Source organism: Streptomyces crystallinus, from assembly GCF_039521265.1.
Lineage (GTDB): Bacteria > Actinomycetota > Actinomycetes > Streptomycetales > Streptomycetaceae > Streptomyces > Streptomyces crystallinus.
Map to the genome: position 1 here is coordinate 157714 of NZ_BAAACA010000066.1, position 14908 is coordinate 172621.

A 14908-nucleotide genomic window follows, 5' to 3' on the forward strand; every position below is an offset into this window, starting at 1 on the left:
CTCCTTCGTACCGTGAGGGGCGTGACCGACTCGATCCCCACGACGGTGGACGTCGTACTCCCCTGCCTCGACGAGGCTCAGGCGCTGCCCTGGGTGCTGGCCAGGATCCCCGAGGGCTGGCGGGCCGTCGTCGTCGACAACGGCTCGACGGACGGCTCGGCCGAGATCGCCCGCGCGCTCGGCGCGAGCGTGGTGCACGAGGCCCGCCGCGGCTTCGGCGCGGCCTGCCACGCGGGCCTGCTCGCGGCCGAGGCCGAGTACGTCTGCTTCTGCGACTGCGACGGCTCCCTCGACCCCGGCCTGCTGGCGCCCTTCGTACGGGAGGTGGCCGCCGGGGACGCCGACCTCGTCCTCGGGCGGCGCCGGCCCACCGCGCGCGGGGCCTGGCCGCCGCACGCGCGCGCCGGGAACCTGGCCCTGGCCAGGATGCTGCGCCGGCGCACCGGGCTGCGGCTGCACGACCTGGGCCCGCTGCGGGCGGCCCGGCGGGCGCCGCTGCTCGCCCTCGGTGTCGCGGACCGGCGCAGCGGCTATCCGCTGGAGACGGTGGTGCGCGCGGCGGACGCCGGGTGGCGGGTGCGCGAGCACGACGTGCCGTATCTGCCGCGCACCGGCAGGTCCAAGGTGACCGGCACCTGGCGGGGCACCTGGCACGCCGTACGGGACATGCGCGCGGTGCTCAGCCTGCCGCCCGCCGCACCGGCGGACGCCCGATGACGGCCCCGGGCGCGCCGGTCGCCCTGCTGGTGATCGCCAAGGCGCCGGTGCCGGGCCGGGTCAAGACACGGCTGACCCCGCCGTACTCGCCCGGGGAGGCCGCGCGGATCGCCGAGGCGGCGCTCGCCGACACCCTGGACGCGGTGCTGGCCGCGCCGGCCCGGCGCCGGGTCCTGGTGCTGGACGGGGAGCCGGGCCGGTGGCTGCCGCCGGGCATCGAGGTCGTCCCGCAGTGCGCGGGCGGCCTGGACGCGCGGCTGGCGGCGGCCTTCGCGCTCGACGCGGGCCCGGCCCTGCTCGTCGGCATGGACACCCCGCAGCTGAGCCCGGCGCTGCTGGCTCCGGCGCTGGGCGGCTGGGGGCCCGGGGAGGCGTGGTTCGGCCCGGCGGCCGACGGCGGCTTCTGGGCACTCGGCCTGACCGCCCCCGACCCCTCGCTGCTGCTCGGCGTGCCCATGTCGGTGCCCGAGACGGGCGCCGTCCAGCGGCGGCGGCTGCTCGACGCGGGGCTCGCGGTGCACGAGCTGGCGCCGCTGCGCGACGTCGACACCGCGGCCGACGTGGCCGAGGTGGCGGCGCTCGCCCCGGACGGCCGCTTCGCACGGGCGGTGGCCGCCTGCCGGGGCGGCGCCGCGACGGCCGCCGGGCGGCAGGGCGCCGCGCGATGACCCTGACCGCCGTGTCCACCGCGCTCGCCTGGCGGGCCGATCCGTACACCGACGCCCTGCGCAGCGGGCGCGGGCCGCTGTTCCTGCACCGCCAGGACGGCTGGCTGCTGCCGCTGGAGGTGGAGCGCTGGTGCGCGGCGCCGGACCCGGCCGACCTCACCGTGCTGCGGCGGTGCCGGGGCGCCGTGCTCGACATCGGGTGCGGGCCCGGCCGTCTGGTGGTGGCGCTGGCCGCGCTCGGTACGGCCGCGCTCGGCGTCGACGTCAGCCCCGAGGCGGTCCGCCGCACCCGGCGCTCGGGCGGCAGCGCCCTGTGCCGCTCGGTCTTCGACCCGCTGCCCGGCGAGGGCCGGTGGCACACCGCGCTCCTGCTCGACGGCAACGTCGGCATCGGCGGCGACCCGGCGGCGCTGCTCACGCGGGCGGCCCGACTGCTGGAGCCGGAGGGGCAGTTGATCGTGGAGGCGGCGCCGCTCGACGTGGACGAGCGCGTCGAGGTGCGGGTCGCCGACGGCCGGGGCGCCTTCGGGGCGGCCTTCCCCTGGTCGCGGCTGGGAAGCGCGGCTCTGCTGCGGTACGCGCGCGCCACCGGCTGGCGGGCGGCCGAGCGGTGGACGTCCGCCGGGCGCCCGTTCGTCGTGCTGCGGCGGGCGTGAGCCGGGCCGGACCCGGACTCCGGGTGGGAGTCCGGGCCCGGCCTTCCTTCACCGTGGGGGGTCAGCTGAGGGTCAGCGCCGTGTCGTCGACGACGAACGACGTCTGGAGGCTGGAGTCCTCGACGGCGTTGAACTTGAGGGTCACCGAGGAGCCGGCGAGCGACGACAGGTCGAAGCTCTTCAGCGCGTACCCGGAGTTCTTGTTGAGGTTGGAGTAACCGGAGAGGGTGGTCGAGTTGGCCGTCACCGTCAGCTTGTCGTAGGCGGTGGAGGTGGTCGTCTCGCCCGTGTCGATGTGCAGGTAGTAGGTCAGCGTGGCGTGGCAGCCCTGCGGGATGGTCACCGTCTGGGACAGCGTGTCGGTGTGGGTGGTCCCGTAGCCGTCCAGCCACGCCTTCCAGGAGCCGGCGTGCGCGGGCTCGCCGCTGCTGCTGTCGATCACCCCGGCCGTGGCCGCCCAGGGCGCGGCCGAGCCGGTCTCGAAGCCGGGGTTGCCGAGCAGCTGGGCGGGCTGGCAGTTGCCGGTCTGGGTGACGGTCCAGCTGAAGGAGGTGCTGCCGGTGGCCCCGGTGGTGTCCCGGACGGTGACGGTCACATTGGAGGTGCCGACGGCCGTCGGGGTGCCGGAGATCAGCCCGGTCGAGGAGTTGATGGACAGCCCCGCCGGAAGGCCCGTGGCGCTGTACGTCAGGCTCTGGCCCGGGTCCGAGTCGGTCGCCTTGACAGCGAGCGAGACCGCCGTGTTGACCTGGGTGCTCTGGTTGCCGGGGTTGGTCACGGTGACCGTGTTGCCCTGGCTGGTGCCGCCGGTGAAGGCCGCGGCGCCGTTCGGGGTGCCCAGGCCCGTCGGGCCGTCGTAGCCGGTGCCCGCCTTGCAGAGGTAGGTGCCGCAGGAGCCGTTGGCGCCGGTCGTCACGTCGTAGAGCGAGGAGGTGTGCGCGTACGGGTAGGAGGCCGGGTAGCTGCCCGCCGCCGGGGTGCCCGCCAGGGCGTAGACGCCCGCGATGATCGGCGCGGAGGCGCTGGTGCCGCCGTACACGTTCCAGCCGCTCGCCTGGTAACTGTCGTACACCGCGAGGCCGGTGGCCGGGTCGGCGACCGCGGAGACGTCCGCGACGGACCGCTTGGCGCAGCCGGTGTCCTTCTGCCAGGAGGGCTTGGCGTCGTACGCGGAGCAGCCGGAGCCCGCGCCCTGGCCGCCGGAGCTGGTGCCCCAGACCGACTCGGACCAGCCGCGCGCGTTGCTCGCGCGGCTGAGCGAGGTGCCGCCGACCGAGGTGACGTACTGGGAGGCGGCCGGGTACTCGACGCCGTAGCCGCTGTCGCCTGAGGAGACGGTGATGGCGACGCCGGGGTGGTTGAAGTACGCGGAGTCGGAGGACGGGTCGGTGGAGTCCTCGCCGCCGCCGTAGCTGTTGGAGACGTACTTGGCGCCCATGGTGACCGCGCGGTTCACGGCCGCGCCCAGGTCCTCGATGGTGGGCTGGGCGGCCTCGACGAGCAGGATGTGGCAGGACGGGCACACCGCGCTGACCATGTCGACGTCGAGGGAGATCTCACCGGCCCAGCCGGAGTCGGGCGTCGGGTAGCTGGTGCCGCCGTTCTGGTCGACCTTGCGGAAGCAGCCGTTGGCCGTGGTGCAGGCGGGCAGGCCGTACTGCGAGCGGTAGGTCGCCAGGTCCGACTCGGCGTTGGGGTCGTCGTAGGCGTCGATGATCGCCACGGTGGCGCCGGAGCCCCCGGAGGGCAGGGCGTAGGCGCCCTGGAGGTCGGAGGGTCCGTAGCCGGAGGGCGCGGCGCCCGGCACGACGCCGAGGTGGTGTGCGACGTCGGTACGGGCCAGGGCCAGGCAGGACATCCGGCCCGGCTGGGTGGCCTGCGCGCACAGCCGCTCGGTGGGGGCGGCGGCCGTGCGGGGAGCGGCCGGTGCGGGTGCGGCGGAGACGGACGGGGCGGCGGCCAGCAGTCCGCCGGTGGCCAGCGCCACCAGGGACACGAGTGCGGCGGCGGCTCCGCCGCTCGGCTTTCTCAGGCCGAAGGGTCTCTTCGCGTACATGGAACTGCCCTCCATGGGGGGTCGGCTCGCCGGGATGAGGAGCGAGCGGAAGGCGACCGTCAGCGGATCTTCCAGGGGAGCGGATCTTTATGGCGAGTGCATGACAAGATCGCCTCGGAGAAAGTGCCACCCGGCTGAGTGGTGGCACGGTTGAACGTAGGACAGCCGCCTCGCGCCGACAACTCCCGTACGGGCAAAGCGAAAGGCAAGGATTCTTCTCGGTTTCGGCTGGATCACACCGCACTGATCGCGTATACCGTGGTTGACCATGGAGCCGGAGCAGGAGTCGGTCAACGGCCTTGTCGCCCTCGGTCTTTCGCGGTACGAGGCGCGGGTCTACCTCGCGCTGGTGCGGCGCGACTCCTACACGGCGGCGGAGGTGGCGCGCGAGGCCGAGGTGCCCCGCCAGCGGATCTACGACGTGCTCGACGGGCTGGTCAGGGCGCAGTTGGCGGTCGCCCACCAGGGGCGGGTGGCCACCTTCGGCGCGGTGGCCCCGGAGCTCGCGCTTACCCGGCTGATGGCCCGTCAGCGAGAGGCGCTGGAACGGCTGGAACACGTCTCGACGGGACTCACGGCGGCGCTGCTGCCGCTGTGGGAGGCCGGGCGCTCGCACACCGACCCGCTGGACTACATCGAGGTGCTGCGCGATCCGAGGACGATCGCCGAGCGGTTCGCGGACATCCAGGACCAGGCGGGCCGCGAACTGCTCACCTTCTGCCGCCCGCCGTTCGTCGCGCCCGCCGCCAACCTGCCGGGCCTCAGGGCGGCGCGGCGGCTGCGGCGGGGCGGCGGCACGGTGCGGGCGCTGTACACCTACGACGCGCTCCGCGACGAGGAGGTCCTGGAGAACGTCGCCCGCTTCGGCGAGGCGGGCGAGGAGGCCCGCTTCACCGAGGAGCTCCCCCTCAAGCTGGTGATCGCGGACGCGGCGCTGGTGCTGTGCGACATGCCGGATCCGGTGGCGGGCACCGGGGCGACGACCGCGCTGTACATCGAGCATCCGGCGCTCGCGGCGTGCCTGCGGCTGGCGTTCCTCACGGTGTGGGAGGGGGCGGAGACGATGCGGGGTGCGCGTGCGCAGTAGGTGCGGCGCGTGTGGCCGCGGTGCGTGTTCACCCGCGGGCCGGTGGACGCTTCTCGCGCAGTTCCCCGCGCCCCTTACGGGGCGCCCGGTGCCCCCTTTGCCACCGCTTGACCAGCAAGGCCAGGCCGGACCCGACCCCCACCACCCCCAGCAGCGCCAGCCAGTTGCGTACGTAGTCCAGCGGCAGCACCGTCGCGTTGTTCACCGGGCCCGGGCGCAGGATGTCCGGGAGGGCGATCGCGGTGAGGCAGCCCGCGGTGACCAGGGCCGCCCGCACCGGGCCGCGCGCCCAGGGGCGGGCCGCCAGCACGCCCAGGCCGACCAGCAGCACCAGCGGCGCGACCACGCCGTCGTGCAGCACGACCGCGCCCACCAGCCACACCGCCACGTCGTACGGCGACTGCGCCCACACCAGCGACACCCCGAGGCCCATCAGCGCGAGCCCGAGCGCGCCCACCACGTAACGCCCCGCCATCACCGCACCTCCAGCCGCGAGACCCACTTGGTCTGGAGCACGCCGGGGCGGTTCGGGGCGATGATACGGGCCGGATAGCCGTGGTCGGGGGTGAGGACGCGGCCGTTGAGCCGGAGCGCGAGGAGGGTGAGCGGGTCGCGCGCGTAGGTGCGGCCCATGTCCATCACGCGGTACGCGCCGTGCCGCTCCAGCGAGACGACCCGCAGCGCGGCCCCGGGCGCCCCGGCCCGCTCGGTGAGGTCCTTGATCCGTACACCGGTCCAGCGGGCGTTCTTGCTCCACCCCTCGACACAGGCGATGGGCAGCTCCACCTCGTACTGCGGCAGTGCGTTCAGCTCGTCGAGCGTCAGCTCGTACGGGCGCGGCCCCGCCACCGTCAGCCGCCAGGCCGCCATGTCGACCCGGGTCGTCCCGGCGGCCGCCGCCGTGCGGTTGACCGGCAGGCCCAGCGGGCCGTGGTCGGGGTGGCGCGGCGCCAGCAGGTCGAGGGACTTGAGCGGGGTGAGGGACTGGCCCACGGTCGTCACGGTGACCGCGCCGACCGCCACCGCGAGCCCGGTGAACAGCGAGCGCCGGTCGAGCGCGTTCTCCGCCTCGCCCGGCAGCGCGCGCGTGGCGGCCGAGCGCCGCCACCAGTACGCCTTGATGTCCGGCCACTTGACGGCCAGGTGGAGCAGCAGGGCGCCGGTGAGCAGCCAGGAGACGGCGAAGTGGACGGGGACGAAGCTGAACGGCCACGGGTACCACTGCACGGTGTTCAGCAGCCCGGTCAGCACCTCGAAGACCGCGCCCGCCACGAGCACCGCCACCGAGAGCCGCTCCAGCGCGTGCCGTACGCCGGTGAAGGCGGGCCACACGAACAGCTTCGGGTAGACGGACCACAGCTTGCCGAAGAGCAGCGGGATCGCGGCGATGCCGACGCCCACGTGCAGGCCCTGGGTCAGCCGGTACCCCCACAGGGGGCGGGCCGGAAGCTCGTTCGCCAGCCAGCCCGGCGGGTCCTGGAGGTAGTGGCTGAGCACCCCGGTGACCATGCAGACGAGCATGGCGACGCCGAGCAGCCGGCCGATCGCCGTGGTGGTGCGCCTGTCGTGCAGAGGGCCCCGGAAGGACGGCAGCAGTGCCGACGGCGGCGGGGGGAACGGAAGTCGTGGCCTCATGTCTCCATGACACCCCCGGACCACCCTGAACAGGGCTCCTGACACCTTACGGTTCACGGACGCGTGGTGCTCTGGGCCGTCCGGGCGCCCCTTCGCCTGCGAATGTGGACGGGTGATCACACCGCGTACCGCCACCGCCCGGGCCGCCCGCCCGGCCGACGCGCCGCCCGCGCTGCGCCGCTCGGCGCCGACCGCCGTGCTGCTGGCCGCGCTGACCGCCGTCCTCGCCCTCACGGTCGTCGAGGACGGCTACTACGTCCACCCGGGCACGCTCTCCTGGTGGTATCTGGCCTGCTGGCTGCTGTTCGCCGCGGCCGCCCGGTCGCTGCGGCGGGTGCCGGTCCGCCACCGGGCGGGGCTGGTCCTGGCGGGCGGAGTGCTGGTCGCCGCGACCGGCCTCGCGGCGCCGCCGACCACCAGTACGGACATGTTCCGCTACGCCTGGGACGGCCGGGTGCAGGCCGCCGGGATCTCGCCGTACGACCATGCCCCCGCCGACCGGGAGCTGGCCCGGCTGCGCGACGGCTGGCTGTTCCCGAGCGGCGCCGGCTGCGAAGGCCCGGACCGGGCCCGGTTCGGCGAGCCGGACCGCTGCACCCGCCTCAACCGCCCCAAGGTGCACACGATCTATCCGCCGGTGGCCGAGGTGTACTTCCTGGGGGTGCACGGGCTCTCCCCCGGCGGCGCCCGCCACAAGCCGTTCCAGGTGGGCGGCGCCGTGCTGGCGGTGGCCACCACGGGCGTCCTGCTGCTGGTCCTGCGGCGGCGCGGGGACGACGCGGCGCGGGCGGCGTACTGGGCGTGGTGCCCGGCGGTGCCGATCGAGGCGGTGAACAACGCGCATGTGGACGTGCTGGCCGTGCTGTTCTCGGTGGCGGGGCTGGGCGCGGTCGCGGTGCGCCGCCGGGCCGCCGGGGGCGTGCTGATCGGCGCCGGGATCGCGGCGAAGATGCTGCCCGCGGTGGTGCTGCCGGGCGCCCTCGCGGGCGTCCTGGCGGGGCGCCGCCCGGACTGGCGGCGCGCCGCGGCCGTACTCGTCCCGGCGGCGGCGTGCGTGGCCCTCGCCTACCTCCCGTACGCCCTGGTCTCCAATGCCTCCGTCTTCGGCTATCTCGGCGGCTACGCGAAGGAGGAGGGCTACGACGACGCCTCCGCCCGCAGCCGCTACGGGCTGCTGCGGCTGGTGGTCCCGGACGACTGGGCGCTGCCCGCCGCGCTGGTCCTGATCGCCCTCGTCGTCCTGTACGTGCTGCGCCGGGGCGATCCGGAACGGCCGTGGAGCGGCGCCCTGTTGGTGCTGGGCTGGGCGTTCTGCCTGATGACGCCCGGCTACTCGTGGTACGCGCTGCTGCTCGTCGCGCTCGTGGCCCTGGACGGCCGCTGGGAGTGGCTGGCCGTCGCGGCGGCCGGGGCCGTCTGCTATGTGACGGCGTGGGCGGTGCCGCACTCCTTCGACGTGGTGCGGACCAGCGCCTATGCGGTGGCGGCGGCGATCGCGCTGGCCGGGTGGGGGGTGCGGCGACGGGCGGTGTCACAGGCCCGGGTTAGTGTCTGACGTATGACCGCAACTGCCGTGATCGAGACGCGAGTAGGGCCGATGCTGCGCGGCTGGCGCGAGCAGCGCAGGATCAGTCAGCTGGAGCTCGCGCTGCGCGCCGACTCGTCCGCGCGGCACATCAGCTTCATCGAGACCGGCAGGTCCCGCCCCAGCCAGGAGATGATCCTGCGCCTCGCGGAGCATCTGGAGGTGCCGGTCCGCGAGCGCAACGCCCTGCTGCTGGCCGCGGGCTACGCGCCGCAGTACGCGGAGACGCCCCTCCAGGACCCCTCCATGGGCGCCCTGCGCGAGGGCATGGAGCAGCTGCTGCGGGGCTACGAGCCCTTCCCGGCGCTGATAGTCGACGGCACGTACACGGTCCTGGCGGCGAACCGGGGCATCGAGATGCTCCTCGAAGGCGTGCCCGAGCGGCTGCTCGCCCCGCCGCTCAACGCGATGCGGCTGACCCTGCACCCGGAGGGGCTGGCCCCGCGCATCCGCAATCTGCGCCAGTGGCGCGGGCACCTGCTGGAGCAGATGGAGCGTCAGATCGCCCTGCTGCGCTCGGACTCCCTGCGCGAGCTGTACGAGGAGGTCGCGGCGCACCCCGTGCCCGAGGCGGCGGACGAGGCCGCCGCGGACCACCCCGTCTGCCCCATCGCGCTGCCGCTGCGCATCGAACACCGGGGCACGGTCCTGTCGTTCATATCGACGATCGCCACGTTCAACACACCGATGGACGTGACCGTCTCCGAGCTGGCCATCGAGACGTTCCTGCCGGCCGACCCGGAGACGTTCGGCTACCTCCAGTCGCTCACGCCGTAGGGGGTACGCGGTCGAGGAACCCGGCGACGGTCGCGATCCGGCCGTCGGCGGCGAGCGTGACCACATCGGACCCGGCGACCGGCGCGGACCCGTCCGCGACCGAGACCAGCTCCCAGCGGAACCGGGCCACGTCGTGGTGCCCGTCGACGGCCCCCTCCAGACAGAACTCGTAGCCGGGGAACTGGGCGTGGGCCCCGCCGATGAGCGCGGCTATGGCCTCGTGGCCGGTGACGTCGGCCAGCGGGTCGGTGTAGGAGCCGTCCGCGCTCCAGGCGGCCTCGACGGCCTTGGCCAGCTCCTCGGCCGAGCCGGTGGCGTTCCACGCCTCGAAGTAGCGGGCGACGGCGGTCTCATAGCGGTTCTCGGACATGGGGGATCGGCCTCCATAAGGGCATCGGGTTCAGGGACGTGTTCACTGCGGGAACCCGGGCCCCGGCCGGAGTGCGCCGCCCGGGACCCGATGGCTCCACCTTGCCCGGCGGGGGTGGCGGGGGTCGATTACCCGGCAGGTAATGCGGGCGGCGCGGAGGAGGGGCCGTTCCGACCGACCCCCGAGGACCGCCGCGCGCCCGCTTCTCGGGGGCCTCCCGTCACCCGAGTGACGTACCCGGTCCGCAATATCCCTCTAATCGGTTAATTGCCCTGATCGAGGACATGCGCATGATCACGCTCGGGGATACCTGCCAGGCACACGACCGCACACCCCTGGAGCACCCGCGTGGAAACCGCAGGCGTCCGCCCGGCAGGAGACAAGGAAGTTCCATGGCCACCCTGTGCCGCCCCTCAGTAGCCGTACCCGACCATGTGATCACGCAGGAGGAGACGCTCGCGCTCGCCCGTGAGACACATGCCGACCACCCCCAGCGGGACCTCGTCCTGCGCCTCATCCAGAACACCGGGGTCCTCACCCGCCATATCGTGCAGCCCATCGAGGACACCCTGCGCCACCCCGGCTTCGAGGAGCGCAACCTGCTGTACGAGGCGGAGGCCAAGGCCCGGGTGCCCGGTGTCGTACGGCAGGCGCTGGCCCACGCCGAGGTGGAGCCCAAGGACATCGACCTGATCGTCTATGTCTCCTGCACCGGGTTCATGATGCCGTCGCTGACCGCCTGGCTGATCAACACCATGGGGTTCAGGACCGAGACCCGGCAGCTGCCGATCGCCCAGCTCGGCTGTGCCGCCGGGGGCGCGGCGATCAACCGCGCGCACGACTTCTGCACCGCCTATCCGCGCTCCAACGTACTGATCGTGTCCTGCGAGTTCTGCTCGCTCTGCTACCAGCCGACCGACATCGGCGTCGGCTCGCTGCTCTCCAACGGTCTGTTCGGGGACGCCATCTCGGCCGCCGTGGTGCGCGGCGAGGGCGGCACCGGTATGCGGATCGAGCGCAACGGCTCCCATCTGGTGCCCAACACCGAGGACTGGATCTCGTACGCGGTACGGGACACCGGGTTCCACTTCCTGCTCGACAAGCGCGTCCCGGGCACCATGGAGATGCTGGCACCCGCCCTCAAGGCGCTGGTCGCGCAGCACAGTTGGGAGATCCCGCAGATGGACTTCTTCATCGTCCACGCGGGCGGGCCGCGCATCCTGGACGACCTGTGCCACTTCCTGGAGCTGCCGCCGGAGATGTTCCGCTTCAGCCGGGCCACCCTCACCGAGCGCGGCAACATCGCCAGCTCCGTGGTCTTCGACGCGCTGGCCCGGCTCTTCGACGAGGGCGGCGCGGCCGACGGCGCGGGCGGCCTGATCGCGGGCTTCGGCCCCGGCATCACCGCCGAGACGGCCCTCGGGCGCTGGGCCAGAGCGGCCCCGATGGCCGCCGCGATGAGCAACTGAGAGCCCGCGGCCCTCAGTGCTCCGGGGGCGTCTCGCGGGCGCAGGACGTCCCCTCGGCGGGCAGTGCGCCGTCGAGCAGGAAGGCGTCCGCCTCGTCCCGGACGCACTGCGAGGCGCTGTACCCGCCGTGGCCCTCGCCCTCGTAGGTGAGGACCCTGCCCCTGCCCAGGCGGCGGGCGGTCTCCGCGGCCCACTGGTACGGCGTGGCGGGGTCGCCCCGGGTGCCGATCAGCAGGACGGGCGGCGCGCCGGTGCGGTCGATCCCGCGGAGGTAGTCCGTACCGGCGGGCCAGCCCGTGCAGGAGATCGCGGCGCCCACCTGCTCGGGGCCGAACATCGGGGAGGCCTTGGCGAACTTCTCCTCCAGCGAGGCGAGTTCCGCGGCCGGGTCCTTGGCGCGCACCGGGTCGTCGGCGCAGTTGACGGCGAGCATCGCCTCGCGGCTGTTGTCGTCGGCGGCGCGGTCGCCCTGCGCGTCCTCCCCCGCGAACCGCTTGTTGATCTCGTCGAGGACCGCCGGGTCGCCCTTCTCGTGGAGGGTCGCGATGCCCTGGGCGAGGACCGGCCACAGCTGCTCGGCGTAGAGCGAGTTGGTGATCGCGGTGCGCAGGTCGCCCGAGGTGAAGTCGGCGCCGGAGGCGGTCTTGGCGCTCTTGCGGTCCAGCTGGGCGACGGTCGCGTCCAGGGTGCTGGTGGCCTTGGACGTGGTGGCGCCGAGCGGGCAGGTCGCGCCCTGGGCCGCGCAGTCCGCGAGGAAGGTGTCCAGGCCCTTTTGGAAGGCCGTGGTCTGGGCGAACGCCGACTGCGCGGCGTCGGCCGTCAGCGAGTCCACCGCGTCCAGGACCATCCGCCCGGTCCGCTTGGGGAACTGGGCCGCGTAGACCGCGCCGAGCCGGGTGCCGTAGGAGATGCCGAAGTAGTTGAGCTTCTTGTCGCCGAGCGCCTGCCTCAGCACGTCCAGGTCGCGCGAGGCGTTGATGGTGCCGACGTGCGGGAGCAGCTTGCCGGTGGTCCTGAGGCACTCGCGGGCGACCGTCCGCAGCTCCTCGACGAGCTGCGCCCGGCTCTCGGCGTCGTTCGCCGAGGCGCTGTCCGAGGAGCTCTCGATCTCCTGCTCGGCCTCGTCGCCGCAGTGCACGGGCGCGCTGCGGCCCACCCCCCTGGGGTCGAAGCTCACCAGGTCGTACGCCGGGGCCAGGCGCGCGGTGTCCGCCATGAAGCCGCCCAGGCCCTTGAGCCCGGACTCGCCGGGGCCGCCGAAGTTGAAGACCAGCGAGCCCTTGGGGGCGGGCGCGGAGGCCGCGCCGCCGGATGAGTCCGTGCCCCTGCCGGTCGGGCCCTCGCCCGCCTCGGCGGCCCGCACCCGGGCCACCGCCAGGGCGATGGTGCCGTCCTCGGGCCGGGCGTAGTCGACGGGCACGGTCAGCTCGGCGCACTCCATGCCCTTGGGGGCGTCCTTGACGGTGCAGCCGCCCCAGGTCAGGCGCTGGGCGTAGAAGCGGCTCAGATCGGGCTCGGCGCCGTCCGCCGCGGCCGGGACCGCCAGGGCGAGCAGCGCCATCGCGGCACCGGCGGCGCCCGCTGTCGTACCTGCGCGCATGGCAGACCTTTCGGTCGGGTGCCCCCCGAGCAAACGTAAGCCGCCGAACGGAGTACCGCACGACGGATCGCCCGCTGTCGTCACTCCCTGTGAGAACAGCAGGTCACCAGGGCGGCGGCCCGGACCGGCCCACCGCCCTGCCGTGGCGGTCCCGGCTACTCGCCGTGCGGGTCGGCCGGGTTTCGGCGCTGCTCCTCTGCGGGCTCGGGGTCCTCGCGCTCGGCGGGCACGGGGGCCGGTCGGATCCGGGCGGCCTCGGCGCGCAGCATCGCGTTGAGCGCCGCGAAGGGGTCGATGGGCATGGCTGAACCACCTCGCTGGGCTGGTGAGTTGACGTACCGCTGGGCTCGTTCCGCACGGAACGCTCAGCAGCGCAGCACCACACCGCGCACGGCATCGAGGGAGGCGGGACGGCCGGGGGCCCGATGGGCAGGCCGTACGGGCCCGCGCGGGGCGGGCCGGGGCGCCGTCGGCGCGGGCCGGGCGTCCGGGGCCGGGCGGCTGCTCCGGGCCGCCACCGGGGGTGCGGGCGCGGCCTCGTCGGGCAGCTCCTCGCTCACCGGGCCCGGCACGGCCGACGACACGGCGGCCCGGTCCACGGCCGGCGGCCCCGCCGCCTGCGCCCCCGGCGCCGCCCCGAGCAGCGCGGCCACCACGAGCAGCACCGTACAGGCGCGGCGCGCGGCGGCGAGGACAGCGGGCGGCATGTCTCAACCCTGCCCGCCCACGCCCATGGCCTGCCCGGATCGGGGCGAGAACCGCTCTCCCGGGTGAACGTGCGTCAGCTCACCGGGAGGACTTGCACCTTGGGGGTGGCCGGAAGCGGGCGGGTCCCGCGCGCAGCGGGTCTCCTACGCGCGGGCGTCCTCCCGTACGGCCTGCTCGGGGAGTTCCACCACGTCCGCCACGTCCGCCGTGTCCTCCCGCCGGGCCTGCTTGCGGGCCGCCAGCAGCGCGTACACCAGCACGCCCGCGAAGAGGAACAGCACGCCCTGGTAGACCGCCTGGTAACCGGAGCCCGCGACCAGCCACAGCGAGAAGGCGGCGGCGAGGGCGGCGAGCAGTCCGTCGCGCACCAGGCGGCCGCGGTGGACGCGGTCGGCGCGGCCGGAGGCGAGGAAGTAGATCTGGGCCGCCGTGGACAGCAGATACGGGACGGTCGCCGTGAAGGTGGTGACCAGGACCAGCATCTCGAAGACGCCCTGGGAGCCGGCCGTGTAGTTGTAGACGGTCAGGGACGAGGCGAGGACGACCGTGACCAGGACGCCGACGGTGGGAACGCCCCGCGTCCTACGGGCGAAGGCCTTGGGGAACAGGCCGTCCTGGGCCGCCGCGTACGGGGTCTGGGCGCTCAGCAGGGTCCAGCCGTTGAGGGCGCCGACCATGGAGACCAGCGCGGCGACGGCGACCGCGGTGCCGCCCCAGGCGCCGCCGAACATGGCGTTCACCGAGTCGGTGAAGGGCGCGGTGGAGGCCACCAGGCGGTCGTGCGGCACGGTGCCGAAGACCGAGAGGGTGCCCAGGAGGTAGATCAGGGCGGCGCCGAGCGTGCCGAGGACGGTGGCGCGGCCGACGTTGCGGCGCGGGTCGCGGACCTCGCCCGCGCTGACCGCGGCGGACTCCACGCCGAGGTAGCTGAAGAGCAGGATCGCGGCCGAGGCGGAGACGGCGCCCATCGCGCTGTGGTCGTCGGCCTGGAGGGGGCCGAGGTTGGCCGGGTCGAAGAAGAAGAGCCCGCCCACCGCCACGAGCAGCAGCGGCGCGAACTTCAGGACGGTCGAGACCAGTTGGACCGCGCCCACATAGCGGGTGCCCGCGAGGTTGGCGAGCGCGGGCAGCCACTGGAGGGCGAGCGCCGCCGCGATGGTCGCCGCCTTGTCGCCGTGCAGCGGTATCAGCACGTCGAGGTAGCCCACGGCCGCCACGGCGAGCGCCGCGTTGGAGACCCAGGTGGTGATCCAGTAGCTCCAGGCGGCCAGGAAGCCGGCGAAGTCGCCGAAGGCCTCGCGGGCGTAGACATAGGGGCCGCCGGTCCGCGGCAGCCGCTGGGCGAGCCGCCCGAAGACCAGCGCCAGCGCGATCGCGCCGACGGTCAGGACCGCGAAGGCGAGCAGGCTGATGGTGCCGAAGGGGGCCACCGACGCCGGCAGCAGGAAGATCCCGCCGCCGATGATGTTGCCCATGACCAGAGCGGTCGCCACCGGCAATCCGAACTGCCGGGCATGCCTGCTCTGGGTCTCTTGCGTGGTCATGGGGTGGTGCGCCTCTCTCCGTGCCAAAACCCGTTC

At 74.2% G+C, this 14908-nt stretch carries 15 protein-coding genes; 7 read left to right on the forward strand and 8 right to left on the reverse strand.

Going from position 1 to position 14908, the window contains the following annotated elements:
* The first annotated feature begins 12 nt into the window (after positions 1 to 12).
* Genes ABD236_RS34225 through ABD236_RS34235 form a run of 3 tightly spaced genes read left to right on the forward strand, consistent with a single transcriptional unit; the run spans position 13 to position 2041 of the window.
* Complete coding sequence (locus tag ABD236_RS34225) at positions 13 to 717, forward strand: glycosyltransferase family 2 protein (RefSeq protein ID WP_425544017.1); 705 nt, start codon at positions 13 to 15, stop codon at positions 715 to 717.
* Positions 714 to 1385: a TIGR04282 family arsenosugar biosynthesis glycosyltransferase gene (locus tag ABD236_RS34230; RefSeq protein WP_344081426.1), complete on the forward strand. Its 672-nt coding sequence runs from the start codon at positions 714 to 716 to the stop codon at positions 1383 to 1385. Before ABD236_RS34225 ends, ABD236_RS34230 begins: the two co-directional genes overlap by 4 nt.
* A complete protein-coding gene (locus ABD236_RS34235; RefSeq protein ID WP_344081429.1) occupies positions 1382 to 2041 on the forward strand; it encodes a methyltransferase domain-containing protein in 660 nt (219 codons plus the stop codon). The genes ABD236_RS34230 and ABD236_RS34235 overlap by 4 nt, the downstream gene beginning before the upstream one ends.
* A gap of 61 nt (positions 2042 to 2102) precedes the next feature.
* On the opposite strand, the gene ABD236_RS34240 is transcribed toward ABD236_RS34235, so the two are convergent.
* Positions 2103 to 4097 carry a putative Ig domain-containing protein gene (locus ABD236_RS34240; protein WP_344081432.1) on the reverse strand — a complete coding sequence of 665 codons (1995 nt, stop codon included), beginning with the start codon at positions 4095 to 4097 and terminating at the stop codon, positions 2103 to 2105.
* A gap of 268 nt (positions 4098 to 4365) precedes the next feature.
* Here ABD236_RS34240 and ABD236_RS34245 point away from each other — a divergent pair, with 268 nt between their 5' ends.
* Entirely contained in the window at positions 4366 to 5184 is an 819-nt protein-coding gene (locus ABD236_RS34245; protein WP_344081435.1) for a TrmB family transcriptional regulator, read from the forward strand.
* 28 nt (positions 5185 to 5212) lie between these two features.
* On the opposite strand, the gene ABD236_RS34250 is transcribed toward ABD236_RS34245, so the two are convergent.
* Entirely contained in the window at positions 5213 to 5659 is a 447-nt protein-coding gene (locus ABD236_RS34250; RefSeq protein ID WP_344081438.1) for a hypothetical protein, read from the reverse strand.
* Positions 5659 to 6819: a molybdopterin-dependent oxidoreductase gene (locus ABD236_RS34255; protein WP_344081441.1), complete on the reverse strand. Its 1161-nt coding sequence runs from the start codon at positions 6817 to 6819 to the stop codon at positions 5659 to 5661. Before ABD236_RS34255 ends, ABD236_RS34250 begins: the two co-directional genes overlap by 1 nt.
* A 112-nt stretch (positions 6820 to 6931) precedes the next feature.
* Here ABD236_RS34255 and ABD236_RS34260 point away from each other — a divergent pair, with 112 nt between their 5' ends.
* Positions 6932 to 8374, forward strand: a complete 1443-nt coding sequence (locus ABD236_RS34260; protein ID WP_344081444.1) for a glycosyltransferase 87 family protein — start codon at positions 6932 to 6934, stop codon at positions 8372 to 8374.
* 3 nt (positions 8375 to 8377) lie between these two features.
* The gene (locus ABD236_RS34265) at positions 8378 to 9181 is read left to right on the forward strand and encodes a helix-turn-helix domain-containing protein (RefSeq protein WP_344081447.1); all 804 of its coding nucleotides are present in this window, start codon (positions 8378 to 8380) and stop codon (positions 9179 to 9181) included.
* Here ABD236_RS34265 and ABD236_RS34270 read toward each other — a convergent pair.
* Positions 9171 to 9551 carry a nuclear transport factor 2 family protein gene (locus tag ABD236_RS34270; protein WP_344081450.1) on the reverse strand — a complete coding sequence of 127 codons (381 nt, stop codon included), beginning with the start codon at positions 9549 to 9551 and terminating at the stop codon, positions 9171 to 9173. The genes ABD236_RS34265 and ABD236_RS34270 overlap by 11 nt on opposite strands.
* Positions 9552 to 9943: 392 nt before the next feature.
* On the opposite strand from ABD236_RS34270, the gene ABD236_RS34275 reads away from it, so the two are divergent.
* Positions 9944 to 11020 (forward strand): type III polyketide synthase, encoded by a 1077-nt coding sequence (locus ABD236_RS34275; protein ID WP_344081453.1) that lies wholly within the window; start codon positions 9944 to 9946, stop codon positions 11018 to 11020.
* A 13-nt stretch (positions 11021 to 11033) separates the two neighbouring features.
* Here ABD236_RS34275 and ABD236_RS34280 read toward each other — a convergent pair whose 3' ends face one another.
* From ABD236_RS34280 to ABD236_RS34295, 4 genes are all read right to left on the reverse strand, one after another.
* Entirely contained in the window at positions 11034 to 12620 is a 1587-nt protein-coding gene (locus ABD236_RS34280) for an alpha/beta hydrolase (protein ID WP_344081456.1), read from the reverse strand.
* Positions 12621 to 12775: 155 nt separating this feature from the next.
* Entirely contained in the window at positions 12776 to 12922 is a 147-nt protein-coding gene (locus ABD236_RS34285; RefSeq protein ID WP_344081459.1) for a hypothetical protein, read from the reverse strand.
* Positions 12923 to 12985: 63 nt separating this feature from the next.
* Positions 12986 to 13327, reverse strand: a complete 342-nt coding sequence (locus ABD236_RS34290; RefSeq protein ID WP_344081462.1) for a hypothetical protein — start codon at positions 13325 to 13327, stop codon at positions 12986 to 12988.
* 144 nt (positions 13328 to 13471) lie between these two features.
* Positions 13472 to 14872 (reverse strand): amino acid permease, encoded by a 1401-nt coding sequence (locus tag ABD236_RS34295; protein WP_344081465.1) that lies wholly within the window; start codon positions 14870 to 14872, stop codon positions 13472 to 13474.
* Positions 14873 to 14908: the final 36 nt, after the last annotated feature.

Excerpts from the sequence above, each read along its gene's own strand:
- ABD236_RS34265 (WP_344081447.1), top strand. The coding sequence starts at position 8,378 with ATGACCGCAACTGCCGTGATCGAGACGCGAGTAGGGCCGATGCTGCGC.
- ABD236_RS34270 (WP_344081450.1), bottom strand. The coding sequence starts at position 9,551 with ATGTCCGAGAACCGCTATGAGACCGCCGTCGCCCGCTACTTCGAGGCG.
- ABD236_RS34290 (WP_344081462.1), bottom strand. The coding sequence starts at position 13,327 with ATGCCGCCCGCTGTCCTCGCCGCCGCGCGCCGCGCCTGTACGGTGCTG.
- ABD236_RS34235 (WP_344081429.1), top strand. The coding sequence starts at position 1,382 with ATGACCCTGACCGCCGTGTCCACCGCGCTCGCCTGGCGGGCCGATCCG.
- ABD236_RS34280 (WP_344081456.1), bottom strand. The coding sequence starts at position 12,620 with ATGCGCGCAGGTACGACAGCGGGCGCCGCCGGTGCCGCGATGGCGCTG.
- ABD236_RS34245 (WP_344081435.1), top strand. The coding sequence starts at position 4,366 with ATGGAGCCGGAGCAGGAGTCGGTCAACGGCCTTGTCGCCCTCGGTCTT.
- ABD236_RS34275 (WP_344081453.1), top strand. The coding sequence starts at position 9,944 with ATGGCCACCCTGTGCCGCCCCTCAGTAGCCGTACCCGACCATGTGATC.
- ABD236_RS34230 (WP_344081426.1), top strand. The coding sequence starts at position 714 with ATGACGGCCCCGGGCGCGCCGGTCGCCCTGCTGGTGATCGCCAAGGCG.
- ABD236_RS34255 (WP_344081441.1), bottom strand. The coding sequence starts at position 6,819 with ATGAGGCCACGACTTCCGTTCCCCCCGCCGCCGTCGGCACTGCTGCCG.
- ABD236_RS34295 (WP_344081465.1), bottom strand. The coding sequence starts at position 14,872 with ATGACCACGCAAGAGACCCAGAGCAGGCATGCCCGGCAGTTCGGATTG.
- ABD236_RS34240 (WP_344081432.1), bottom strand. The coding sequence starts at position 4,097 with ATGTACGCGAAGAGACCCTTCGGCCTGAGAAAGCCGAGCGGCGGAGCC.
- ABD236_RS34250 (WP_344081438.1), bottom strand. The coding sequence starts at position 5,659 with ATGGCGGGGCGTTACGTGGTGGGCGCGCTCGGGCTCGCGCTGATGGGC.
- ABD236_RS34285 (WP_344081459.1), bottom strand. The coding sequence starts at position 12,922 with ATGCCCATCGACCCCTTCGCGGCGCTCAACGCGATGCTGCGCGCCGAG.